16 protein-coding genes are annotated in these 23995 nt (G+C 73.5%); 3 read left to right on the plus strand and 13 right to left on the minus strand.

Going from position 1 to position 23995, the window contains the following annotated elements; all coding sequences use genetic code 11:
- Nucleotides 1-6 precede the first annotated feature (6 nt).
- From MUY22_RS38475 to MUY22_RS38515, 9 genes are all read right to left on the minus strand, one after another.
- Nucleotides 7-5301, minus strand: a complete 5295-nt coding sequence (locus tag MUY22_RS38475; RefSeq protein WP_247052093.1) for a type I polyketide synthase — start codon at nucleotides 5299-5301, stop codon at nucleotides 7-9.
- On the minus strand, nucleotides 5298-8852 hold the full coding sequence (locus tag MUY22_RS38480; protein ID WP_247052094.1) for an amino acid adenylation domain-containing protein: 3555 nt from the start codon (nucleotides 8850-8852) through the stop codon (nucleotides 5298-5300). The genes MUY22_RS38475 and MUY22_RS38480 overlap by 4 nt, the downstream gene beginning before the upstream one ends.
- Nucleotides 8853-8912: 60 nt before the next feature.
- Nucleotides 8913-12344 (minus strand): AMP-binding protein, encoded by a 3432-nt coding sequence (locus MUY22_RS38485; RefSeq protein ID WP_247052095.1) that lies wholly within the window; start codon nucleotides 12342-12344, stop codon nucleotides 8913-8915.
- A 394-nt stretch (nucleotides 12345-12738) separates the two neighbouring features.
- The gene (locus MUY22_RS38490) at nucleotides 12739-12990 is read right to left on the minus strand and encodes a hypothetical protein (protein ID WP_247052096.1); all 252 of its coding nucleotides are present in this window, start codon (nucleotides 12988-12990) and stop codon (nucleotides 12739-12741) included.
- Between the two features lie 87 nt (nucleotides 12991-13077).
- On the minus strand, nucleotides 13078-14343 hold the full coding sequence (locus tag MUY22_RS38495) for a CdaR family transcriptional regulator (RefSeq protein ID WP_247052097.1): 1266 nt from the start codon (nucleotides 14341-14343) through the stop codon (nucleotides 13078-13080).
- A 23-nt stretch (nucleotides 14344-14366) separates the two neighbouring features.
- Entirely contained in the window at nucleotides 14367-15080 is a 714-nt protein-coding gene (locus MUY22_RS38500) for an alpha/beta fold hydrolase (protein ID WP_247052098.1), read from the minus strand.
- Nucleotides 15081-15105: 25 nt separating this feature from the next.
- Nucleotides 15106-16230, minus strand: a complete 1125-nt coding sequence (locus MUY22_RS38505) for an NAD(P)/FAD-dependent oxidoreductase (RefSeq protein ID WP_247052099.1) — start codon at nucleotides 16228-16230, stop codon at nucleotides 15106-15108.
- Entirely contained in the window at nucleotides 16227-16922 is a 696-nt protein-coding gene (locus tag MUY22_RS38510) for a TetR/AcrR family transcriptional regulator (protein ID WP_247052100.1), read from the minus strand. Before MUY22_RS38510 ends, MUY22_RS38505 begins: the two co-directional genes overlap by 4 nt.
- A gap of 96 nt (nucleotides 16923-17018) precedes the next feature.
- Nucleotides 17019-17783, minus strand: coding sequence for an ATP-binding protein (locus MUY22_RS38515; protein WP_371827530.1), 765 nt, complete (start codon nucleotides 17781-17783; stop codon nucleotides 17019-17021).
- 566 nt (nucleotides 17784-18349) lie between these two features.
- Between MUY22_RS38515 and MUY22_RS38520 the strand changes: the two genes are divergently transcribed.
- Complete coding sequence (locus MUY22_RS38520) at nucleotides 18350-18784, plus strand: DoxX family protein (RefSeq protein WP_247052101.1); 435 nt, start codon at nucleotides 18350-18352, stop codon at nucleotides 18782-18784.
- Here MUY22_RS38520 and MUY22_RS38525 read toward each other — a convergent pair.
- Together MUY22_RS38525 and MUY22_RS38530 are read right to left on the minus strand one after the other, a co-directional pair.
- Complete coding sequence (locus tag MUY22_RS38525) at nucleotides 18781-19296, minus strand: VOC family protein (RefSeq protein WP_247052102.1); 516 nt, start codon at nucleotides 19294-19296, stop codon at nucleotides 18781-18783. The two genes, MUY22_RS38520 and MUY22_RS38525, sit on opposite strands and share 4 nt — an antisense overlap.
- Before the next feature lie 322 nt (nucleotides 19297-19618).
- Complete coding sequence (locus MUY22_RS38530) at nucleotides 19619-20401, minus strand: D-Ala-D-Ala carboxypeptidase family metallohydrolase (protein ID WP_247052103.1); 783 nt, start codon at nucleotides 20399-20401, stop codon at nucleotides 19619-19621.
- Nucleotides 20402-20609: 208 nt separating this feature from the next.
- On the opposite strand from MUY22_RS38530, the gene MUY22_RS38535 reads away from it, so the two are divergent.
- Both MUY22_RS38535 and MUY22_RS38540 read left to right on the plus strand, forming a co-directional pair.
- Nucleotides 20610-21476 carry an alpha/beta fold hydrolase gene (locus tag MUY22_RS38535; RefSeq protein WP_247052104.1) on the plus strand — a complete coding sequence of 289 codons (867 nt, stop codon included), beginning with the start codon at nucleotides 20610-20612 and terminating at the stop codon, nucleotides 21474-21476.
- Between the two features lie 4 nt (nucleotides 21477-21480).
- Nucleotides 21481-22071: a TetR/AcrR family transcriptional regulator gene (locus tag MUY22_RS38540; RefSeq protein ID WP_247052105.1), complete on the plus strand. Its 591-nt coding sequence runs from the start codon at nucleotides 21481-21483 to the stop codon at nucleotides 22069-22071.
- Here MUY22_RS38540 and tsaA read toward each other — a convergent pair.
- A complete protein-coding gene (gene tsaA / locus MUY22_RS38545) occupies nucleotides 22068-22571 on the minus strand; it encodes a tRNA (N6-threonylcarbamoyladenosine(37)-N6)-methyltransferase TrmO (protein ID WP_247052106.1) in 504 nt (167 codons plus the stop codon). The two genes, MUY22_RS38540 and tsaA, sit on opposite strands and share 4 nt — an antisense overlap.
- A 42-nt stretch (nucleotides 22572-22613) precedes the next feature.
- Nucleotides 22614-23741, minus strand: coding sequence for a S1 family peptidase (locus tag MUY22_RS38550; protein WP_247052107.1), 1128 nt, complete (start codon nucleotides 23739-23741; stop codon nucleotides 22614-22616).
- Nucleotides 23742-23995 lie beyond the last annotated feature (254 nt).

A 23995-nucleotide genomic window follows, 5' to 3' on the forward strand; every position in this document is an offset into this window, starting at 1 on the left:
CCTGCTTCAGCGCTCGAGCTTGGGGATGGTGGTGGCGGCGGGTTCTTCGGCCGGAACAGCGTCGGCACGCAGTTCCTCGATCCGCTCGACGAGGGTGGCCACCGTGGAGGATTCGAACAGCGTCTTCATCGCCAGCCGGGCGCCGGTGGTCTTGCGGACCTGGGCGATGAGCTGAATGGCGACCAGTGAGTTGCCGCCGAGGGCGAAGAAGTCGTCGTGGACGCCGATGCGCTCGACGCCGAGGACTTCGGCCCACTGCCGGGCGATCTCCGCTTCGAGGTCGGTGCGCGGAGCGACGTAGTCGTCCTGGGCCGGCGGCGTGGCGGCTTCCACGACGTCGTCGGTCTCCACCAGCGCTTCGGCGGTGACCCGGCGGTCGAAGAGGTCCCGCACCGGGCGGGTGCTGATGACGACCTGACCACCCAGCCCCGGCGTCAGCGCCCGCAGGAACGCCTCGGCGCCGTCGACCGGCCGGATCCCGGACGACGTCGCCGCGACCGCGGAAGGCTTCTTGGCGAGCCCGCCGCTGACGGCGTTCTCGTCGACCTGGCGCAGCACGAAGTCCTCGATCTCGGCCACCACGCGGCCGTCGTCCGCGCACAGCGTCAGGTCGGCGGCGATCACCTGGTCTCCACCGGCGTCGCGGTAGCGCAGGTGGCTGTGGAAGCTCGCCGGGAGGACGTCGTGCACGACCACCCGGCCGTAGCTCATCGGCAGGTAGGTGCCGCTGCCCCGGCCGCGGCCGAACGCCGTCGCGATGTCGAGCAGCGCCGGGTGCAGGCCCCAGCCGGTGTCGCCCGCCGCCGCGTCCGGCGCGACGATCGACGCGAGTTCCTCGTGGTCGCCGAGGTGGTGGGTCCGCAGTGCGGCCCAGCGTGGACCGAAGGTGACCATGCTGGTCCGGCCGGTGCCGAAGCCCTTGCCGTCGTCGAGCACCTCGGTCCGGCTCCGGACGGCGTCGAGGTCCACAGTGGACACCTTCGGCGCCGGGACCCAGCCCGCGGAGCCGCGGACGTGCGTCTTGGTCACGCCCGCCAGGCGGCTGGTCACGGTGAACCCGTCACCGTCGAAGCCGACGCGGTACTCGGCGACCGAACCTTCCGGCACCGAGAACGGTTCCAGGAACGCGACGTCCCGCAGTTCGACGACGTGACCGTCGGCGGGCTTCGGCAGCGCCGCTTCGACCGCGGCCCGGACGGTCTCCAGGTGCCCGGTCCCGGGCACCACCGGCACACCGGCGATCCGGTGCTCGTCGAGCAGCCAGTGCCCGGTCGCCGAGACGAGCCCGTGAACGCCGCCCGCGGAGCGCGTGGTCAGGACCGGGTGCGCGACCGGGCCGTCCGCACGCTCGCGCGTCGACCGGATCGAGGACGGTGCTTCGACTTCGGCGGCCATGCCGACCTCGTCCCAGCCGCCCCAGTCGTGCGCGACGACCCGGGCCTGCCAGCCGTGGTCGCCACGGGCGTAGGCGTCGAGGAAGTTGTTGGCCGCGCAATAGTCGACCTGCCCGAAGTCCCCGGACACCGAGGTGACCGACGAGCACAGCGCGACGAAGTCCATCGGCAGGTCCGAGAACGCCTCGGCCAGCGCGAGGGTGCCGCCGATCTTCGGCGCGAGCACGGCTTCGGCGGCCGAACGCTCCTTCACCTCGGCGACGCCACCGCCGGGCAGCCCCGCCGCGTGGACGATGCCGTCGAGGCCGCCGAACTCGCGCTCGGCCAGCTCCCGGACCTCCCGCAGCCGTGCCGGGTCGGTGACGTCGGCGGCGAGCACGTGCACCACCGCGCCGGCCGCCTCCATCCGCCGGACGGCGAGCATCGCGCGTCCGAGCCGGTCGGTGCCGCCCTGAGCGGCCAGGTGCGCGTCCCACTCCTCACGCGGCGGCAAGCCGTTGCGGGACAGCAGGATGAGCTTTGCCCGGACGCGCAGGGCGAAGTCCTCGGCGAGGGTGATGCCGATGCCACCGGTGCCGCCGGTGATCAGGTAGCGGCCGCCGGCCCGCAGGACCGGCGTCTCGGCTTCGGGCAGCGTGAGCTGCGTGTGGTCGAGCACCCAGCGGCGGCCGCGGCGCAGCGCGACCTCGGCGTGGGCGTCCGCCGGCGCGGACAACTCGGCGACGATCTCGGGCGACAGCGTCTCGACGTCGATCCGGCGCACGACCGTGCCGGGCTGTTCCAGGGGCAGCACGCGGGCGATCCCGGCGAGCGTCGCGTGGTCGGGGCGGGTCAGGTCGGTGCCGGTGACGTCGGCGGTGCCGGTGCTGAGCACGTCGATCCGCAGCGGCTCGGCCCACGCCTGGACGAGGCTGAGCACGCTGAAGAACCCGCGCTCCTGGGCCGCCATCCCGGTCTCGGTGCCGCCCAGCGCCCACGCGTGCACGACCCGCTCGGGCCGGGTGCCGAGCGCGGCGACCAGGTCGTCGTAGTCGGCGCGCTCCCCCGGCCGGACCGTGAACCCGCCGTCGACGGCGGCGAACCGCGCACCCGGCCGGACCTCGGTGACCGCGACACCGGCGTCGCGCAGCAGCCCGGGCACGACGTCGTCGTCGACGAACGCCAGGCAGGACGCGAACGCCTCGCGCCGCACTTCCGGCCCGGCCTGCCGCCACGACGGCACGGCGAACCACTCTTCGAGCGGCAACGGCCCGCTCGGCTTCACCGGCTCCGTGGTCGTCCCGGCGGGATCCGGATCGACCCAGTACCGCTTGCGCGCGTAGGGATAGCCGGGCAGCGGCACGCGCTGTCCGGACGTCACCGCTTCCAGCGTCAGCCCGTGTGTCCACAGGAGACCGGCGGCCGCGTACAGCGTTTCGACGTCGCCCTCGCGGTCGGTGAGGCCCGGCAGGCTCGGCTGCGGCGCGGGCAGGCCCTTCGGCACCTGGCCGCGAGCGAGCCCGGACAACTGGTGGCCCGGGCCGCACTCGACCAGGGCCCACCGCTCGCCGCCGGCGAACAGCGTCCGCACGCAGTCGCCGAAGCGGACGGCTTGACGCAGGTGCGCGGCCCAGTAGCCGGGGTCGGTGGCCTGGGCGTCGGTGATCCAGTCACCGGTCAGGTTCGACAGGAACGGCAGCAACGGCGCCGAGCGCGGCACCGCGGCGACGGCTTCGGTGAACTCCGCCAGGATCGGGTCCATCATCGGCGAGTGGAACGCGTGCGACGTCACCAGCTCGCGGCACTGCACGTCACTGGACTTGAGCCGCGCGGCGAAGTCGGCCACCACGTCGGACGGGCCCGCGACGACGCAGGTCCCCGGCCCGTTGACCCCGGCGATCGAGAGTCCCTCGGGCAGCCGCTGGGCCACGGCCTCCTCGTCGAGCTGGATCGCGAGCATCGCGCCGGACGGCATCGACTGCATCAGCTCACCGCGCCGGACGACCAGCTTCAGCGCGTCGGCCAGGGTGAAGACCCCGGCCACGGTCGCGGCGACGTACTCGCCGATCGAGTGACCGATCATCGCGCCGGGCCGGACACCCCAGCTGCGCCACAGCGTGGCCAGCGCGTATTCGACGACGAACAGCGCGGGCTGCGTGTGCCGCGTCTCGCGCAGCTTCGCGTCACCGCCGCGGTCGAGGATCAGCTCCTTGAGGCCGGGGATGCCAGCGAGGGCGCAGCACTCGTCGACGGCCGCGGCGAACACCGGCTCACTGCGGTACAGCTCGGCGCCCATCCCGGCGTACTGGGAACCCTGGCCGGAGAACAAGAACGCCGCCTTGAGATCGCCGGCTTTCGCCGTGACCAGGCGACGCGTGTCACGGAGACCGTCGACGGCGTCCTCGGGGTCGCGGGCGACGACGGCCGCGCGGTGGGCGTACTCGGTGCGCCCGGCCGCGAGGGTGTGCGCGACGTCGGCGAGGTCGAGGTCGATGTCCCCGGCGAGCCGGTCGGCCAGCCGGTCGACGGCGACGGCGAGGGCGTCCGGCGTGTTCGCCGAGACCCGCAGCAGGTGCGCGGGACGCGGCAGGCGACGGCGCTGCGGTACCGGCGCCTCCTCCAGCACGACGTGGGCGTTGGTGCCGCCGACGCCGAACGAGCTGACACCCGCGCGGCGCGGGGCGTCGCCCGCCTCCCACTTCGTCACCGTGCGGGCCGGGTAGAACGGACTGCTCGGGAAGTCGATGCCCGGGTTGGGCTCGGCGTAGTTGATGGTCGGCGGGATGAGCCCGTGTTCCATGGCCAGGACGGTCTTGATCAGCGCCACCACGCCGGCGGCCTGGGACAGGTGGCCGATGTTCGACTTGACCGAGCCGATCGCGCACCAGGCGGTGTCCGGCACGCCGTGGCCGTACACAGTGGACAGTGAGGTGACCTCGATCGGGTCGCCCAGCGCGGTGCCGGTGCCGTGCGCCTCGACGTAGCCGATCGTGCGCGGGTCGACCCCGGCCATGCCGACGGCCTGGGCGATCGCCTCGGTCTGGCCGGCGACGCTGGGCGCCGAGAAGCCGACCTTGGTGGCGCCGTCGTTGTTGATCGCGTTGCCGAGCACGACCGCGCGGATGTGGTCGCCGTCCTCGATGGCCTGGGCCAGCCGCTTGACGAGCACGACGCCGACGCCGCTGCTCCACACCGTGCCGTTGGCCTCGGCGTCGAACGCGCGGACGTGCCCGTCGGGCGAGGTGAAGCCCTCGACGCCCATGTAGCCGATGCCGTGCGGCATCTCCAGGTTCACGCCGCCGGCCAGCGCCATCTCGCACTCGCCGTTGCGCAGCGCCTCGCAGGCGAGGTGCACGGCGACCAGCGACGTCGAGCACGCCGTGTGCAGCGCCAGGCTCGGGCCGCGCAGGTTCAGCTTGTAGGACACCGACGTCGTCAGGTAGCTGGGCTGGTTGCCGGTCGACATCCCGATGCCGCCGTGCTGCGAGGCCATGATCCGCTCGTTGCGCAGGAGGTTCTCGATGAGGTAACCGGTCCGGCCGGACCCGCCGTAGACGCCGATCGCGCCGCGGTAGCGGGCCGGGTCGTAGCCGCCGTCGGTCAGCGCGGAGTGGCAGGCCTCGAGGAACACGCGGTGCTGCGGGTCGGTGATCTCCGCTTCGCGGCTGGTCATGCCGAACAGCTCGGCGTCGAACTCGTCGAAGCCGTCGACGACCGTGGTGGCGTTGACCCAGCTGGGATCCTCCAGCGTTTCCGGGTCGGCGCCGCGGGTCAGCAGTTCCTCGGGGGTGGCGGGCTTGATCGACTCGACGCCGTCGACGAGGTTGCGCCAGAACTGCCGGAGGTCGCCGGCGCCGGGGACGCGGGCGGCCATCCCGACGATCGCGATCGGTTCGGTGCCGGGTTCGCCGGTCTCGAAGTGGGTCACTGGTGGCGCTCCTGTTCGTGGCCGGTCGTGGCGGCCGGGCGGCGGGGTCTTCCGGACGGGGTGCGCCCGCGGCGGGCGGCGACCCGCTCGGCGGCGCGGGCCAGCGCGGTGTCGGGCTTGGCGCCGGCGGCCGCGTGCAGGTGGGCGGCGAGGGCGCGGACGGTGGGGTGGCTGAACAGCTCGACGACCGGGATGCGGCGGCCGAGCCGGGCGGTGACCTGGGCGTGCACCTGCATCAGGGCGAGCGAGTGACCGCCGACGTCGAAGAAGTTGTCGGTGACGCCCACGCTTTCGACGCCGAGCACGTCCCGCCAGGCCTGCGCGATCACCGCCTCGGTCGCGGCGAGCGCGGCGACGTCGGTGACGACCGGAGCGGGTGCCGGCCGGGCGCGGGTCATCGCACCCGGCGCGGCGGTGCGCACCGAAGGCCGCGGGGTCTCGGGGACGAGCGTCCCGACCGGCCGGTCGGGTGTGGCGGCCAGGCCGGCGAGCAGGTCCGCGTAGTCCGCGGCGAGCGCGCTCATCCGGGCGGCGTCGAACAGGTCCGGGTTGTAGAGCAGCTCGACGCCGTGGCCGAGGACGTAGACGGTCAGGTCGAACGGCGACCCCGGCTTGGCGACCGGCAGCCAGCCCGCCCGCACGCCGGCCAGCTCGAGGCGCGGCTCGGTGAAGTTCAGGACGTTCACCATCACCTGCACCAGCGGCGCCCGCGCGGGATCGCGGTCGACGCCGAGGGCCGTCACGAGCTGCTCGATCGACGCCGCCGGGTGTGCGGTCGCGGCCAGCAGCTCGGCCCCGCCGCGGCGGGCGTGCGTCGCGAAGTCCACGTCGTCGCCGGCGCGCAGCCGCACCGGCACGATGTCCACGAAGAACCCGGTGACGTCCTGGGTCTCGGGCAGCTGCCGGTCGGCGACGACGGTGGCGACCAGGTGGTCGTCCGCGCCGGTGAGCCGGTGCAGCAGCTGCCCGAACGCGGCCAGCAGCACCCCGGCCTGGGTGGTGCCGGTCCGCGCGGCCAGCTCCCGGACGGCGTCGGGGGCGCCGTCCGGGAACACCTGGTGCACGCTCGCGCCGTGGTAGGTCTGCACGGCGGGGCGTGGTCGATCGCGAGGTAAGTCCACTGTGGACGGAGCCCCGGCCAGGTGCTCGGTCCACCAGGCGAGGTCGACGGCTTCGCGACGGCGGTCGCGGTCCGCGCGCCACGCCGCGTAGTCCGCGTAGGACGCGGCGAGCGGCGGCAGCGACACCCCGGCGTAGGCCGCGGAGAGGTCGGCGCACAGCAGGTCCTGGGACCAGCCGTCGAACACGGCGTGGTGCAGCGTGAAGCCGAGCACGTGCTCGTCCGGCCCGAGTTCGTAGAGCCGGACCCGCCACGGCGGCTCGCGGTCGAGGTGCACCGGGGTTGCCGCGTCGACGGCAAGCCGGTCTTCGAGGAACGGCTCGGTCAGGCTGGTCATCGGCAGCGAAATGTCGTCCACGGGAAGGCATTCGGCCTGCGGGACGCCGTCGACCGGGCGGATCCGCCAGCGCAGGATGTCGTGCCGTTCGGCCACCGCACGCAGGGCGGCACGCAGTTTTTCCACGTCCAGCGGGCCGGTCAGCCGGAAGGCCATCGCGATGTTGTACGGCGCCGCGGCCGGGGCGAGCTGGTCCAGGAACCACAGCCGCCGCTGCGGCGGCGACAGCGTGGGTGCGTGCCCGGTGGTGAGGCCCGGCCCGGTCAGCGGGGCGGCCGCGGCCACCCGCCGGGCGACGCCGTCGAGGGTCCGCCCGGCCAGGACGTCCTCGGTGGCGACGTCGGCGGCCAGGTCCGCGCGCAGGGCCGCGACCAGCCGCATCGCCGTGATCGAGTCCCCGCCGGAGGCGAAGAAGTCGGTGCCCGCACCGGCGCCGAGCACCTTCCGCCACACCTGCGCGACCGCCCGGGCCACTGGCGTGTCCGGCTCCCCGAGGTCGGCCGGTGCTTCGCTTTCGGCCAGCGCGCGCAAGGCGGGCCGGTCGATCTTGCCGGTCACCGGGTTCACCGGCAGCACGTCGAGCCGCCGGATGACGGCCGGCCGCATCGCCTCGGTGAGCCGGTCGCCCGCGTACGCCTGAACATCCTCGTCGGACGGCAGCGAGGCCGTAGGACCGGTCGCGACCTCGCCGGACGGCACCCGGGCGCCGCTCGAACCGATGACCGCCCCACCCGGCGGCATCGAAGCCGGGGTGAGGAACGCGACCAGCCGCGTGCCGCCCGGGCCCGGGACTGCTTCCACCGCGACCGCGCCCACCTGCGGGTGCGTGGCCAGCGCGGCCTCGACTTCGCCCAGCTCGATGCGCTGCCCGCGCACCTTGACCTGCCGGTCGGCGCGGCCGGCGAACTCCAGCCGGCCGTCCGGCAGGACCCGCGCGAGGTCGCCGGTGCGGTAGGCGCGCTCCCCCGGCGTGAACGGGTCGGCGACGAACGTCCGCTCGGTCAGCTCCGGGCGGCCGAGGTACCCCGCGGCCACCCCCGGGCCGCCGATCAGCAGCTCGCCGACCTCGCCCGGCGGGACCGGGCGCAGGTCGGCGTCCACGACGTACGCGCGGTGGTTCGGTGTCGGCGTGCCCAGTGGCAGCGGGTCCGCGGGCCGGCCGGTCACCTCGTCGGTGACCACGACGACGGTCGTCTCGGTCGGGCCGTAGACGGTGAAGAAGCGGCGGCCGGGCAGCCAGCGGGCGGCCAGTCCGGCGGGCACCGGCTCCCCGCCGCAGGCCACGGTCCGCCAGCCCGGCACGTCCGCCGGGTCCAGCATGGCGAGCAGCGTCGGCGTGCTGAAACCCCAGTCGACGTCGTGCTCGACCACGAACCGGCGCAGCCGTTCGGGGTCGGCCCGGTCGGCCGAGCCGGCCAGCTGCACCGAGCCGCCGTGGGCCAGCGGCACGAAGACGTCCATGGTGAACGCGTCGAAGCCGGGCGAGGAGATGCCGAGCGCGCGGGTGCCCGGGCCGACGCCGAGGCGGGCGGCGAAGCCGGTGACGAACGCGACGACGTTGCGGTGGCTGGTGAGCACGCCCTTCGGCCGGCCGGTCGAGCCGGACGTGTAGAGCACGTGCGCGGTGCTGTCCGGGGTGGCCGGGCAGCTTCCCGGCGAACCCGGCGGCGGGACGTCGAGGGCCTCGATCCCTTCCACCGCGCCGAATTCCGCGACGGCGGCGTCGCCGATGACGAGCGTGACACCGGCGTCGGCGGCGATCCCGGTCAGCCGCGCCCGCGGCCCGCCCGGCTCCAGCGGCACGTAACAGCCGCCCGCCAGCAGGACGCCGAGGACCGTCGCCACCAGGGCGGGACGCCGGTGGGCGCACACGCCGACCCGGGTTTCGACGCCCGCGCCGCGTTCACGCAGCAGGGCCGCGACGCCCCAGGCGGCGGCGACCAGCTCAGCGTAGGTGAGCCGCTCGGCGCCTTGCCGCACGGCGAGCGCGTCCGGCGTCCGCCGGGCCTGCTCCAGGACCAGTCCGGCGACCGTGGTGTCCGGGTAGGACAGTGGCGGGCCGTGCGTGCCCGCGACGGGCAGCGTGTCGGTCACGGTGAACTCCCCAGTTCGGTGTGCTGCCCGGGGCCGCGGTGGCGGCCGGGCTGGTGCGGGTCACGGGTGGTCACCCGGGACCGGCGGGTCGATCCAGAACCTGCTGCGCTGGAACGGATACCCGGGCAACGGCACCCGGCCCGGGTCCGCGCCGTCGTGCCGGGCGGCCCAGTCGACGTCGCCGCCGCCGACCCAGCGGACGGCCAGTTCGTGAGCCGCGCCGGCCGGCCCGGCCACGTCGACGTCGTCGGCGAGCAGAACGTCGAGGGCTTCGACGGCCTCCGCGGTGGTCGACGCGACCACGGCGGCGCGGGCCGCGAACTCCCGGCGTCCGACGGCGAGGGTGTAGGCGACGTCGGCCAGCGGTGGCGGGTCGTCGGCGAGCCGGTCGCGCAGCCGGGAAAGCGCTTCGCGCAAGGCTTTCGCGTCCCGCGCGGACACCGGGAGCACGTACGGGCCGTCGGCGGTGACCCGCGGCCCGGCGGCCGGCGCCTCCTCGACGACGACGTGGACGTTGGTGCCGCCCATGCCGAACGAGCTGACCCCGGCCACCCGGCGGTCCGGGTCCGGCCAGCCGGCGGCCTTCACCGGGACATACCAGGGGCCGCCGGCCAGGTCGGCCTCCGGGTGCGGCGCGGTGAAGTGCAGGTTGGGCGGGATCACGCCGTGACGCACGGAAAGCACGGTCTTGATCAGCCCGGCCACCCCGGCGGCGGCGTCGAGGTGCCCGATGTTCGTCTTGACCGAACCGAGCGCGCAGGTGCCCGGCGGCAGGTCGCCGTACACCCGGTTGAGCGCCGCCACCTCGATCGCGTCGCCCAGGGGCGTGCCGCTGCCGTGCGCCTCGACCAGCCGGACCTCGGCCGGGTGGACCTCGGCGACGGCCAGCGCCTCGGCGACGGCGGCGGCCTGCCCGGCCGGCCCCGGCACGGCGTACCCCGCGCGGTCGGGGCCGTCGTTGGTCATCGCCCAGCCGGGCAGCACGGCGTGGATGTGGTCGTGGTCGGCGAGCGCGTCGGCCAGCCGCCGCAGCACGACGACCCCGGCGCCCGAGCCGAACCCGGCGCCCTCGGCCGCGACGTCGAACGCGCGGCAGCGGCCGTCCGGCGAGGCGAGACCGCCGCTGCGGTACCGCGGCCACGTGACGCTCACGCCGCCGGCGAGCGCCAGGTCACAGCGGTATTCGGCGAGGCTCTGCGCCGCGAGTCCGACCGCGGCGAGAGAGCTGGAGCAGGCGCTCTGGACGGCGATCGCGGGTCCGGTCAGGCCGAGCCGGTAGGCGACCTGGCCGGGCAGGTGGTCGGTGAGCTGGCGGCCGAGCAGCCGGCCCTCCCAGTCGTCCGGGTCGACGTCGCCGGTCACGGCCGGGTTCCCGAACAGGTGAAACAGGAAGTAGCGGTTCACCCCGGCGGAGGTGAAGACGCCGACCGGGCCGGTTTCCCGCGCCGGGTCGCGGCCCGCGTCCTCCAGGGCCCGCCACGCCGTCTCCAGGAAGAGGCGGTGCTGCGGGTCGGTGCGGGCGGCCTCGTCGGCGGTGAAGCCGAAGAACTCGGCGTCGAAGTCCTCGACGCCGTCGAGGCGCCCGCCGGCGCGGACGTGCGCCGGGTCGCCGCGCAGGCCGGGGCCGATGCCGAGCGCGGCCAGCTCGTCGTCGGTGTGGTCGTGGATCGAGTCGACCCCGGCGCACAGGTTCCACCAGAACGCCGGCGCGTCGGGCGCGCCCGGGAAGCGGCAGGCGAGCCCGACGACGGCGATCAGGTCGCTGCCACCCTCGTCCGGCAGCGGCTCGACGGCCCGCGGACGGTCCGAAACGGACTCGCCGAGGTACCCCGCCTGGGCCGCGACGGTGGGGTGTTCCAGCAGGCCGAGCAGCGGAACGTCCGTGTCGAACTCAGCGGCGAGCCGCTGCTGGACGCGCCCCAGCAGCAGCGAATGCCCGCCGACGTCGAAGAACGCGTCGGTGACGCCGAAGCTCACGTGACCCAGGACTTCGCGCCAGATCGCGTGGACCCGCTGTTCGGCCTCGCTCATCGGCGGGACTTCAGCCGGCGCGGCGGGACGCGGGCCCGGCAGCGCTGCCTCGTCGAGCTTGCCGGTGACGGTCAGCGGGAACGCCGCCACGACGACCACCGCCGACGGCACCGCATAGTCGGGCAAGGTGTTGGCCAAGACGGCCCGCAGCGCGGCCGGGTCCGGCCCGGGGCCGAGCGCCGGGACCACGTAGGCCAGCAGCTCTCCGTCGCGGACGACGGCTCGCGCTTCCGCCACCTCGGCGTGCTCGGCGAGCTTCGCCTCGATCTCGGTCAGCTCGACGCGGAAACCACGCACCTTGACCTGGCGGTCCAGCCGGCCGAGGCAGACGAGGGTGCCGTCCGGCAGCACTTCGCCGAGGTCGCCGGTGCGGTAGGTGCGCAGCCCGGCCGTCGTGGTGCCGAACGCCGGGCTCGGCCGGTCGAGGTAGCCCGCGGCCAGGAACTCGCTCCGGACCTGCAGCTCACCGCCGTCCAGGACGGTCAGCTCGTAACCCGGGAGCGCGGTGCCGATCGGCAGCGGGCCGGTGGCGTCCGGGCCGACGTCGGCGCCGGTCAGCCGGTGGTGCGCGGCGAAGGTCACTTCGGTCGCGCCGTAGCCGTTGACGAACACCGTGTCCGGCGCGAACCGGCCGCGGCGGACGTCGGCGTAGGTCGCCGGCTCGCCACCCAGGAGCACGGTCCGCACCGACGGCAGGTCGCCGTCGAAGCTGTCCAGCAGGTAGCGGTAGACCGTCGGCGTCGAGTGGTAGACGGTCACCTCGTGCCGCGCCAGCTCCCGCGCGGCGTGCGCGACGCCGTGGACGCGCAGGTCGACCGGCACGACGGCGGCGCCGGTGAGCAGCGCCGGGTACAGATCCGGGATCGCGGCGTCGAAACCGAAGGAGGCCAGCAGGCTCAGCCGGTCCGCCGCGGTGACTCCGAGGCTCGCGATCTGGTTGTCCACCACGTGCAGCAGGTTGCGGTGGGTCTGCGCGAACGCCTTCGGCGTGCCGGTGGAGCCCGACGTGAACAGCACGTAGGCCGGGCTGCCCGGGTCCGGATCGGGCACCGGCAGCGGCGCGGTCTCCGACCCGACCGGCACGACCCGGGCGGACCCGTTGTGGCACAAGGCTTCCGCGAGGTCGACGTGCTCGGCGTCGGCCAGCACGGCCGACACGCGCGCGGCGTCGACCTGGTGCGCGAGCCGCTCGCGCGGGAACGTCGGGTCCAGCGGGACGTACGCGCACCCGGCGGCGAGCGTGCCCAGGATCGCGGCGATCGCCCGGGTGCCGTGCCCGGTGACGAGCCCGACCCTCTCACCCGGCCGGACGCCCGCGTCGAGCAGCCGCGCGGCGTGCCCGCCGGCGAGCCCGGCCAGCTGGGCGTAGCTCACCACCGCGTCGTGCTCGACGACGGCGATCCGATCGGGCGAGCGCCGGACGACTCCTTCGAAGCGTCTGATGCAGCCGGCTTGCGTCATCGCTGTAGGTGAGCCCGTTCCGGCCGTGAATGGGCGCGCGGCAACCACAGCGGTGACGTCGACTTCATCTCACTCCCCAGTGCGATTCATGGCGAAGAATCACGCAAGGTTAAAGCTCAGGACGTCGCCTGGGGGTACGTAATCCGCAGAGTTGGTCCGAATGGACTATCGATCCGGGTTCCGACATGGGGTTTTCCCACGTGATCGTCAGCGCGGCGCGTCCGGAACGTCGGATTGTGTCGCGCTGCCGGCCACAGTGGACATCTGATCGACTACTCCCCGCAACAATGGCGGAACGTCATTCACGTGGTCGGATATTCACCGACTCCGGCCGCGGAAAACGAGTTCCCGCACGGCGCGAAGTGGCAATTTCACGAAATCGATCCAGAACCCGCTAACCCGCGTTCGCCAGGAGCCCGCCGCCCGCGGGCGTGTTCGCCATCAGGCACGCGTGGCACGGCATCCCGCGCAGGCCGTCGAGCACCTCGGCCTCGCCGGGGAAGATCGACTCGCCGCACAGGGCCGTCAGGTACTCGAGGACCGCGCCGGCTTCGGGGACGGGGATCAGGTGGCAGACGCGTCTGCTCTCGCCGACGACGCCTCGGCGTAGCCGCACCAGTGCGAGCATCCCACCGTTTTCACCCATGATCGAAAGGTAGGCCGGAAACCGCGGGAAGACTTCGTGTCCGGGACCCAACGATCTTCGCCGGGTGTGGTCCACGACACCAAAGCCTCAGAGGACCGCCCGGCCGAGCCGGTGGCAGAGGCTCAGCGCGAGCTCGACGTCCAGCCGGTTCGTCCCGAGCTCGCGCGGCAGCAGCTCCTGGGCCTTGCGGACGCGGTACTGCACGGAGTTCTTGTGCATCGTCAGCTCGGCCGCCGCCCCGGTGTAGCTGCCGCCGGAGGCGAGGAAGACGTGCAGGGTCTCGCGCAGGCGCTCGCAGTTCTCCTCGTCGGCGGCCAGCGGCCCGAGGGTGCTCGTGACCCACAGCCGCGCCGCGTTGAGGTCGGACGTCATCAGCGCCATCGTGCCGACCTCGCGGAAGGTCAGCACGCGGTCGCAGTGCTCGCCGGCCGCGAGGGCCAGCGCGTGCACCCGCAGGGCCTGGTGGTGGGTGTCGCGGAAGCCGTCGACGCCGGTCGCGGGGTCGCCGACGGTCACCCGGACGCCGGGTTCGGCCGTCGCGAGGACGTCGTCGAGCAGGGCGCGGCCGATCGTGACGTCCGGGCCGAGCGGCAGCCACACCCACGCGCTGGCCTCGTCGCGCGGCACGAACAGCGGCCGGCCGTGGTCCTGGACGCGGCCGAGCACCGCGGCCGCGACCGACTCCAGCACCGACAGCACGTCGCCCGCGGAGGCCTCGGCCGTGTGCCAGAGGATCATCCCGGCGTGCGTGCCGCGCAGCCGGTAGCCGATCACGGCCTCGGCCGCGTCGACGGACGCGGCGTCGAGCGGGCCGCGGGTCTCCGCCAGCAGGTCCTGCACCTTGGCCGCCCGCGCGGCGCTCCGGTTGAGCAGCCAGCGGTCGCGTTCGTCCTGGTAGACGGCGATCAGCTGGCGGGTCACCCGGGTGACGAACCCGAACACGACCTTCAGCAGCCGCCGCATCATCTCCCCGAGCAGCTCGGCGTCGCCGACCTGGCGGGTGCACTCCTGGAACCCGAAGTCGAGCATCGCGGCCTGCCCGACGTCGTAGGCCCGGATCAGGTCGAACACCGGGGTGCCGCGCTGGGCCAGCCGCCGCGCGTACTCCAGCGCGGCGGCCGGCGCCTCGACGTGGGCCGGGTCGATGCTGTGCTGGAGGATCTGCAGGCCGGTCTCGATGTTCTGGTAGACGCTCGCCGTCAGCAGGCTGACCATGCGCTCGTCGTCGTGGACCAGCTGCGGCAGTTCGGCGGCGTAGAGCTGCACCAGCTCACCGGTGAGATCGCCCGCCCGGTCGGCCAGCGAGGCGGCGACCTGCCGGATCCGCTCCGAGACGGCTTCTTCGTCCACCATGGAGCCACTCTAGAGGGGAACGATCATGCTTTCACCAGGAACTCGTCGATGAGTTCGAACGTCGCGGCCGGGTTCTGCACCGCGGGCACGTGCCCCGCGCCGGCGACGACCTCGAACCGGGCGTCCGCGAACCCCGCGGCGTAGGCCGCGCCGAACGCCGGCGTGACGACCGTGTCGTCCTCGCCCCAGATCAGCAGGGCCGGGATCCGGACCCGGGCCAGCCGGCGCAGCAGCTTCGGATCGCCCATCGTCGTGCCGGTGTAGACCTGCATCGCCGCCAGGTCGGCGGGCGCGGGCCCACGCCCGGGCCCGGGCGCGCCGGGCGGCGGCTGCGGCAGCGACACCGGCAGCCCCGCGATCTCCGGGCCGATGCCGTCGAGCACGACCAGCGCGCCGATCCGGTGGCCGCGGTCGCGCACGGCCATCTCGGCCGCGACCCACCCGCCGAACGAGCTGGCCACGACGACGACGTCGGTGAGGTCTTCGTCCTCGAGCAGGTCGAGGTAGGTGACGGCGAGGCTGTCGACGCCGGTGAACCACTCCGGGCGCGGCGTGCCGCCCCAGCCCGGGTGGGTCGGCGCGAGCACGCGGTTCTCCGGCGCGAAGTGCTCGACGACCGGCGCGACGCCCCGGGGGCCGGCGCCGCCGTGCAGGGCGAGCACGGGCCGGCCGGCGCCGCCGGTGTCGGTGAGGTGCAGTTCCAGCTCCGGGTCGGGCCGGAGGATCTTCTCGGTCATGGTGGTGCCTTTCGGGTGCAGGGATTCAGTGGTTCGAGTGCGAGAGCATCAGGTCGACCATCGCGGCGGGCGCGTCCGGCCGGAAGCTCTCGACGAGGTTGTCCGCCGACCCGCGCGCGGCTTCTTCCGCTCGCGGGAACAACGCGGTTTCGTAGGCCGAGAGAGCGCTTTCGACGTCGTCGTGGTCCGCCAGCGCGACAGCCAGTTCGGCGGCGTCGAGCATCGCGAGGTTGGCGCCCTCGCCGGCGAAGGGCGACATGACGTGCGCGGCGTCGCCGAGCAGCGTCACGCCCGGGACCCGTGCCCACCGGTGCCCGACCGGCAGGGCGTGGATCGGCCGGGCGATCAGGGTGTCGTCGCTCTCGGCGATGAGCGCGCGCAGCCCGGCGTCGAAACCGGCGAACACGTCGAGGAGCCGCGCGCGGGTCCCGGCCGGGTCGGCCGGGTCGACGAGACCGGTCACCGTCTCGGCCGGGGCCCGCACCGCGGCGTAGACGCGGACCCGGCCGCCGCCGTTGCGCTGGGCGATCAGGCCTTTCCCGTCGGCCAGCGCGAACATCGAGCCGGGGCCGACCAGCGCGGCCACCGCCGGGTGCGCGGTGTCCACATCGGACAGGTGAACCTCCACGAAGGACAGTCCCGAGTAGACCGGGACAGCATCCGACAGCAGCGGCCGGACCTTCGACCAGGCGCCGTCCGCGCCGACGACCAGGCCGGACTCGACGACCTCACCGGTGTCCAGGGTGATCCGGCCGGGCGCCACCGCGGTCACCTTCGTCCCCCAGCGGACGACACCGTCCGGCAGGGAGCCGACGAGGATCCGCTTGAGCGCGCCGCGGTCGACCTCGGGCCGGGTGCCGCCGCTCGCGTCCGCGGTCTCTTCGAACCGGACGACGCCGTGCCGGTCCAGGATGCGCAGCGCCTCGCCCTCTTCACGGGCGATCTCGCGGAATGCGCCGGTCAGGCCGGCTTCGGCCAGCGCGTGCTGACCGGACTCCTCGTGCAGGTCCAGCGTGCCGCCCTGGTCGCGGGCGGCCGGGGACGCGTCGAGTTCGTAGACGGTCGCGGCGATCCCGCGGGTGTGCAGGACGCGGGCCAGCGTGAGGCCGCCCAGGCCGCCGCCGACGATCGTGACGGGGGTAGTGGTCATGGTTGCTCCTCGGTCGGGGGGCGTGCGGTGCTCAGCGCGCCGTTCAGCAGGACGTCGAACGCCCACCGCGCGCGGGACGGGCCCGGGCCGGACACGAGGTCCGGCCCCAGCGCGGCGATGTTCGGGTGGGTCTCGGCGGAGAGGCCGGCGAGCGACTCCACCAGCACGTCGTGCTCGCGCTCGGCGCCGGGTTTCTCCCGGCGGCCGCCGGTTTCGGCGGCGGTCGCGGTGGCGATCAGCAGCAGGACGTCGACGGCCCACGCGGCCTGGCCCGGCGGCATCCCGCCTGCGTCGAGCAGCGCGAGCACCGCTTCGACGACGGCCAGGTAGTTCGGCCCGCTCAGCCGGGTCACCAGCGCGACCCGGGCCAGGCTCGGCTGGGCGAACAGCACCGAGCGGTAGGAGCCCAGCACCGCCCAGAGCCGGTCGCGCCACTCCCCCGTGCCGCCCTCGCCGAGGTCGACCTCGGCGAGCAGCTCGTCGAGCATCGCGGCGTGCAGTTCCTCGGTGTCCTTGACGTACACGTAGAGCGAGGCGGGGCCGGTGTCGAGCTCCTTGGCCAGCCGGCGCATGGTGACGCGCTCGACGCCTTCGGCGCGCATGACGTCGACGGCCGTCGCCACGATGCCCGCGCGGGTCAGCGCCGGCTTCGCCGGGCGTTCGCGGCGACTGGGGGTGCTGTTCCGGTCCATGCGTGCACTGTAGCGAACATGTTCGTTACGATCACGTTCGGAACGAACATGTTCGTATGACGCCGGTCACGGCCGTGGAGGCGGTGACACGAGAAATCAGGGGCCGAGGGTCCGCGACCGGCGTCGTTCGGGCGTGGCCAGGACCGCCCAGACCACCTTGCCGCCCGTCCAGCGCTTGCTGCTCCCCCAGGCCCGGGCGGTCTGCGCCACGATCCGCAGGCCCAGGCCGGGCTCGAGCAGGTCGGGCCGGTCCAGCAGCACCGCGGGCCGCGGATCGTCGTCGCTCACGGCGATCGTCAGCAGCTCCCGCCGCAGCTCCAGCCGCAGCCGCGGGAGCGACGTCGTGTGCCGGGACGCGTTGTCGGCCAGCTCCGCCGCGATGAGCGTGCCGTCGTACTCCAGGGCGGGCACCCCCCACTCACAGGTCCGCGCGCGGACGAACGCGCGAGCCTGGGCGATGCCGTCGTCCCCGCGCGCGAGCGTCCGCTCGGCACGGCGGCGGATCGGGTGGGGCAGCGCTTTCTCGGCGGCTTCGACGTCGGCGTGCACCGGCACGAACCGGTCCAGACCGAACGCGTCGAACGCCTCGATGTGCGTGGGCTGCCGCGTCACCAGCGCGAACGGGATGCCCGGCCAGCGCTCGAGCCGGGTGGCGACGAACGGGAACAGGCTCGGTGAATGCCGTTCGAGGACGAGCCCGTCGATGTCGGCGATCACCCCCGGCGGGCTGTCCGCGGCGATCTTGAGGAGACCGTCGCGCAGGAAGGGGTAGCCGGTGATGTCGAGCCGCCCGGTCACGCGGACCAGGGCGCTCGCCTCCCGGTTCCGCAGCTCGAGCCCGATCCCCTCAGGCACGGGCACCGGCTGAACGGCGCGACCGCGCCCTCGGATCCATGGCCATCACGGTAGTCCCCGGCCGGGACCGCGCAAAGGGGCCATCGCGCGGCAGTGCAACCGACCGCGGCGCCGACGTTGGCTTCGCGGGTTCGGCATCTCCCGGTCCGGCGGCCGGCCAACCGCCGGGACCGGCTCAGGTGAAGACCGGCGCCGTTCGTGCCGGAGCTGTGGGCGATCCCGGACGCCGAACGGGTCGCCGCGTTGATCCGGCAGGCCCAGTCCGCGCCGTTTCCGAAAAGAACCGGAAACATTCCCGAAACCCAGCGCGGACCAGTGCGCTAACTGGTCTGGACCAGACCGGAGAAATACCCCAGACTTCCGGGCTTTCTCTTGCCTGGCAAGGCGACCTGCGGTAACGCGAACCCAGCGGAACCAGGTTCGGTGTTTTCCCTGGAAGTTTTCCGCATGCGACTTTCGGCGGTGTGCCGCATCACGGCGGGCCGGTATATCTGGTGCTACCGAATCCGCAATGGCCGGCCCCGCGCACCGGCCGGCCGGATGCCGCCCGCACCCCGCCTCCCGGAGGAACCATGCACCGCCTGGCCCCGGCCCGCGAACACGTCATCGGGCTCTTCCGCATCGTCATCGGCTTCCTCTTCGCCTGCCACGGCGTCAAGGCGCTGTTCGGCCTCTTCGGCGCGAAGTCCGCCGTCGCCGTCGGCGTCTGGCCGCAGTGGTGGGCCGCGATCATCCAGCTCGGCTGCGGCGCACTGGTCTGCGTCGGGATCGGCACCCGGGTCGCCGCCGTGCTCGGCTCCGGCTCGATGGCGTTCGCCTACTTCACCGTGCACCTGCCGGTCGCCCTGCTCCCGATCCAGAACGGCGGCGAGGACGCGGCCCTGTTCTGCTGGACGCTGCTGGCCGTCGCGTTCATCGGCCCTGGCCGCTTCGCGCTGAGCAACCTCCTTGCCCGGCAAGCGGTTTCGGCACCGGATCACCTCCGGACGACCGAGCTCGCGTCCTAGGGGCGCGAGATGCCGACGCCGCTGCGGGCGTCGGCACCGTACTTCGCCAGTTCGCGCGCCAGGTCCAGCCGGCCCGTGGCCTTGCTCGGGTCACGGTCGGCGTCGGTCAGCAGCTCGCGCGGGATGATCCAGACGACCTCGAACTCGATCCCGCTGGGATCCTTGGCGTACAACGACTTCGTGGTGCCGTGGTCGGACGAGCCGACGAGTGCGCCGGCCGCTTCGAGGCGGCCGGCGAGGCGGTCCAGGTCGCCGAGGGTGTCGACCTCCCACGCGAGGTGGTACAGACCGACCGACGTCTTCCCGGCGCCCGAGTCCTCGGCGTGCGCGCCGAGCTCGAACAGGCCGAGGTCGTGGTCGTTGGTCGAGCCGGGCGCCCGCAGGAAGGCCGCGCCGCGGTGCGCGTCGCCGCCTTCGATGTAGTCGAAGCCCAGCAGGTCCCGGTAGAACGCGACGCTCTCGGCCACGTTCCGGACGTACAGCACGGCGTGGTTCAGGCGAAAGATCGACATCGGCTCTCCTGGCCCGTGCTGCTGCGCGCGCGAATAGGTTGAAGTTTCAACTTGAGGCTAGGCGCGAACAAGCAAACGGTCAAGCGAGCACAAGCAGCCCTCGATCACCCGGAAGAACCACTCTCCGTGGGTCTCGCGACCGACCGGGCGACAAACCTTCGACACCGTATCGAGGCCCTGGTCGGACGGCTCGGGAGTTCGTAGGGTGGTTGCACCGCGGGACATCGTGTCAGCTGTCCCGCGGGCGGTGATGCCCCTGGATCCGACCTTTCCCCGAAGCCTCGCCCGGGGGCATCACCCTCAAGCTCAATCACCCTTCACCTCAGCTGACCGTGCCGCTCTCCCACCACCAGCTCTGCGAGCCGTAGGCGTACTCGACACGACTGTCGACGTGCTGGTGGGCGTCCGAGAGCGTGTAGCGCTCCAGCCCGGAGAACCCGCAGGCCTCGGCGAGGACGTAGACCTGGCGCGTGCTCAGGCCGCTGACGTAGCAGTCGGCCGCCGTGCCGTACACGTGCATGCTGTTCGACGCGCCGCCGATGGCCTGGTTGTGCGCGACACTGCGAAAGCCCGACGAGATCGTGATCGCCCGGTTGCCCACCTTCGTCCGCAGGGCTTCGAGCTTGTACATCAGCCGCCGGACGTTCTCCTTGACCGTCGCCGAGCCGACCTTGCCGCCCCCGAAACCCGTACCGTCGTTGGACGTGAACTCGCTGAATTCGAAGTGCGCGGTCGAGCCGTCGGCGGATTCCAGTGCGTTGAGGGCCGCGAAGTCGTCCGCGCCGGCGACGCCGTCGGCGCTCAGGTGGTTCGCGGCCTGGAACCGCTTCAGCGCCGCCTCGGTGCCGGGACCGAAGTCGCCGTCGACGGCGACGTAGGTCTGCTTCGGGCCGTCCGCGGCCCAGCCCGCGACGCGGATCTGCAGTTCCGTCACCGCGGCGCCGGTCGAGCCGGACCGCAGCGACGACGGCCACGTGTAGGCCGCCGCGACCCCGGGGAACGCCGTCATCGCGGCGAGGCCGCCGGCCAGGGCGACCCCGGTCCCGGCCGCGGCCTTGAGCAGGGTGCGGCGGTCGAAACCGGCGGACGGGCGGAACGGGCTCATCGAGGCCTCCGGGGTGCTCGGCGGACGGGCCCGCAGGAGACACCGGGTGGCCAAACATCCGCCAACACCCCGGCGGCCCGGCGCCGGGATCCGCCAGGACCGGCACGCGGCCCGTGAATCCTTGACGATCACCCGGTCTCACGCTCGGTCACGGTGTACTGAGCCGATCCATTTACATACATGGCGTATGTATGTAAAAATGAGCCGCATGACGAGAAGCGAATCCCTGGGCCGGGAACGCCGGGTCCGGTTGCCGGCGGGCGAGGTGCGGTACTTCGAGCGGGGCAGCGGCGCGCCGGTGGTGTTCGTCCACGGCGTGCTGACGAACGCCGAGCTGTGGCGGAAGGTGGTGCCGGACGTCGCGGCGGCCGGATTCCGTTGTGTGGCCCCGGATCTGCCGCTGGGCTCGCACGACCTCCCGATGCGGGCCGACGCCGACCTCTCCCCCGCGGGCGCCGCCGACGTGCTCGCGGACTTCCTGGACGCGCTGGACCTGCGCGACGTCACGCTGGTCGCGAACGACACCGGCGGCGCGCTGACGCAGATCCTGCTCAGCCGGCGCCCGGAGCGGGTCGGGCGGGTCGTGCTCACGCCGTCCGACTGCTTCGAGTACTTCTTCCCGCCGATCTTCAAGCCGCTGCCGGTGATCGCGCGGATCCCGGGGTCGATGGCCGTGCTCGGCCGGCTGCTGCGGATCCGCGCGCTCTACCCGTTGCCGATGCTGTTCGGCTGGGTGGTCAAGCGGCCGCTGCCCGACGCCGTCGCACAGGCCTACCTCGCGCCGCTGCGCAAGTCCGCCGGGGTGCGGCGCGACCTGCGCAAGCTCCTGCGGGACGTGCACCCGCGGCACACCCTGGCCGCCGCGGCGGCGCTGCGGACGTTCGACCGGCCGGTGCTGCTCGCCTGGGCGAGCGAGGACAAGCTGTTCCCGATCGCCCTCGCCCACCGGCTCGCCGCATTGCTGCCGGACGCGAAGCTCGTCGAGATCGCGGACTCCTACACGTTCGTCTCCGAGGACCAGCCCGCCGTGCTGGCCCGCCACGTCGTCGAGTTCGCGGGCGTCATGGCAGATTAGGCGGGTGCGACGTACCCAGCAGGACCGTTCCGCCGGCACGAAGGCCGCCCTGGTCGCCGCCGCGCGCGAGCTGTTCGCCACCCGCGGCTACCAGGCCGTGCCGGCGGACGAGATCACCCGCGCGGCGGGCGTCACCCGCGGCGCGCTGTACCACCACTACGCCGACAAGCAGGGTTTGTTCCGGGCGGTCGTCGAGGAACTGGAACGCGAGCTGACCGAAGAGGTCGCGGCCGCGGTCACCCAGGCCGCGGACCCGCTGACCGGCATGACGCTCGGCCTCGGCGTGTTCCTCGACGCGTGCCTGCGCGAGGACGTCCGCCGGATCTCCCTCACCGACGCGCCCGCCGTGCTCGGCTGGGAGGTCTGGCGCGAGATCGAGGCGGAGTACGGGCTCGGGCTGATCGTCAGCGTGCTGGAGCAGGCCAAAGTGGACGGCCTGATCGTCGAGCTGCCGGTGCCCGCGCTGGCGCAGCTCGTGCTGAGCGCGGTGATGGAGGCGGCCCGGATGATCGCCGCGGCGGACGACCCGGCGCAGACCCGCATCGACGTCCAGCAGGTGCTCGGCGCGTGGCTGGTCAGCCTGCTGCGGACCTAACCGGGCTCCTCCGCGAGCCGGGCCGGCGTGACGCCTTCGGGCACGTCCACGGCGTCGAACCACCCGCAGGCGGGGTCGCCGGGCGGCCGGTCGAACCGGGTGACGTACGGCTTCACGTCGAGCACCGGCGTGCCGTCCAGCAAGTCGACGCCGGCGAACCGGATCGTGCTGCCGGAGACGTCGAGCAGCCGGATGAGACTCAGCCCGATCGGGTTCGGCCGGCGCGGGCCGCGGGTGGCGAAGATGCCCATCCGGCGGCCTTCGCGGCGCAGCAGGTACGGCACCTGCGTGAGCCCGCCCGGCCGGTCGGGCCGGTCCAGCCAGCTGAGCAGCCACGCGTAGTCGAACCCGGCGAGCCCGGCCAGCCCTTCGGCGAAGCGGTCGTCGAGTTCGATGGTGCCTTCTTCGGCGCGGTTCGCGGCCGACTGGACGGGGGTGTGCTCGAGCTCCGTCCGGGCGGTGCGCACGACGCCGATCGCGGGCAGCGGTGGCGGGGTCATCGGCCCAGCCTAGGTGCCCGCGACCGGCGTCGCGTCCGGCCGTCAGCCCGTGACGAGGCCGACGCCGAAGGTCTGCAGGATCTCGTTCACCGGCTGGAACCACGTCTCGCCGCCGGAGCTGCAGTTGCCCCAGCCACCGGAGGTGACGCCCTGCGCCTGGTCACCGGTGATGAAGGAGCCGCCCGAGTCGCCGGGTTCGGCGCAGACGTTGGTGCGGGTCACCTGGTAGACGGCGCCCTGGGAGTAGTTGACGGTTTCGTTCAGCCCCTCCACGACACCGCAGTGCCAGTGCGTCGTCGAGCCCGACCGGCACACCGAGGTGCCGACCGGCGCGACCCAGGAGCCGCGCACGATCGCGTCGCTGACCGTGCCCCAGCCGAGCACGACCGGCGCGGTCCACCAGCCGTTGCCGATGCGGATGAAGGAGTAGTCGTTGCCGGGGAAGGAAGAACCGGCGAACGTGCCCATCGCCGAGCCGTCCCAGCCGACGACCGAGCTGCCGGCGCCGCCGCAGTGCCCGGCGCTGACGAACCCGCCGTTCACCGAGAAGCCGATCGAGCAGCGGGTGTTGCCGTTGATGTAGTACGGGTCGCCGCCGACGGTGCCGGCGGAGAGCGTCTCGGCCTTCGGCGTCGACGTCACGGTGACGGGGCCGGCTTTCCGGGCCTGCGCGACGAAAGCGTCGACGTCGGCGCCCTGCGCGCCGGGCCGCAGCGTGACCACGACGCTGCCGGTGCGGACGTCGGTCCGCCAGCCGCTGACGCCGGCCGGGGCGGGGTGCGCCTTGGCCGCCGAGTCGATGGCGGCCTTCGCGGCGTCCAACTTCGCCGCGCTGACGGCGGCGGTCGCCGGCTCGGCCCCCGCTTGGCGGACGGCGGCGGCCGCGGCGGGGTCGGTCACGCCGACGACGAGCTTGCCGAGCGCGGGGTCGAACCAGGCCCCGCCGAACGCGGCGCCGGCGGCGCGCTGCGCGTCCGGCAGCACCCGCGAGGCGGTCATCTCCTGCCCCAGCCGGGTTTCGGCCTGGGCGGCGGTCAGCCCGAAGTCCCGTTGCATGGCGGAGATCAGGCCGGGTGAGGCCTGCGCGACGGCGGGGGCGAGGGCACTGCTGGCGAGACTGGCGGTGAGGACGGCGGCGCCGCCGAGAGCCAGGGCGATTCTTCGACGCATGGGGAACTCCTCCGAGGCCGGGGGAAAGAAACACACTGTGGGCCGAGTGTGCGGGCGGGTCCGCGGCAGGTCCAGAATTGTCCGGTTTTCTGTCTGGAATTAGCGGGAGCGAATGACTGTCCACAACAGACTTAACGCTTCGATATGTTGTGCCGCACCATGTTCCGCACGCGTCAAAGAAGCGCGACCCGGCTCCCAGCCGTCCGCGGCGCGTGCTCGCCAACCTCCATTACAACGTTGTAAAAGGTCTGAAC

It is taken from the genome of Amycolatopsis sp. WQ 127309, assembly GCF_023023025.1.
Classification (GTDB): Bacteria; Actinomycetota; Actinomycetes; order Mycobacteriales; family Pseudonocardiaceae; genus Amycolatopsis.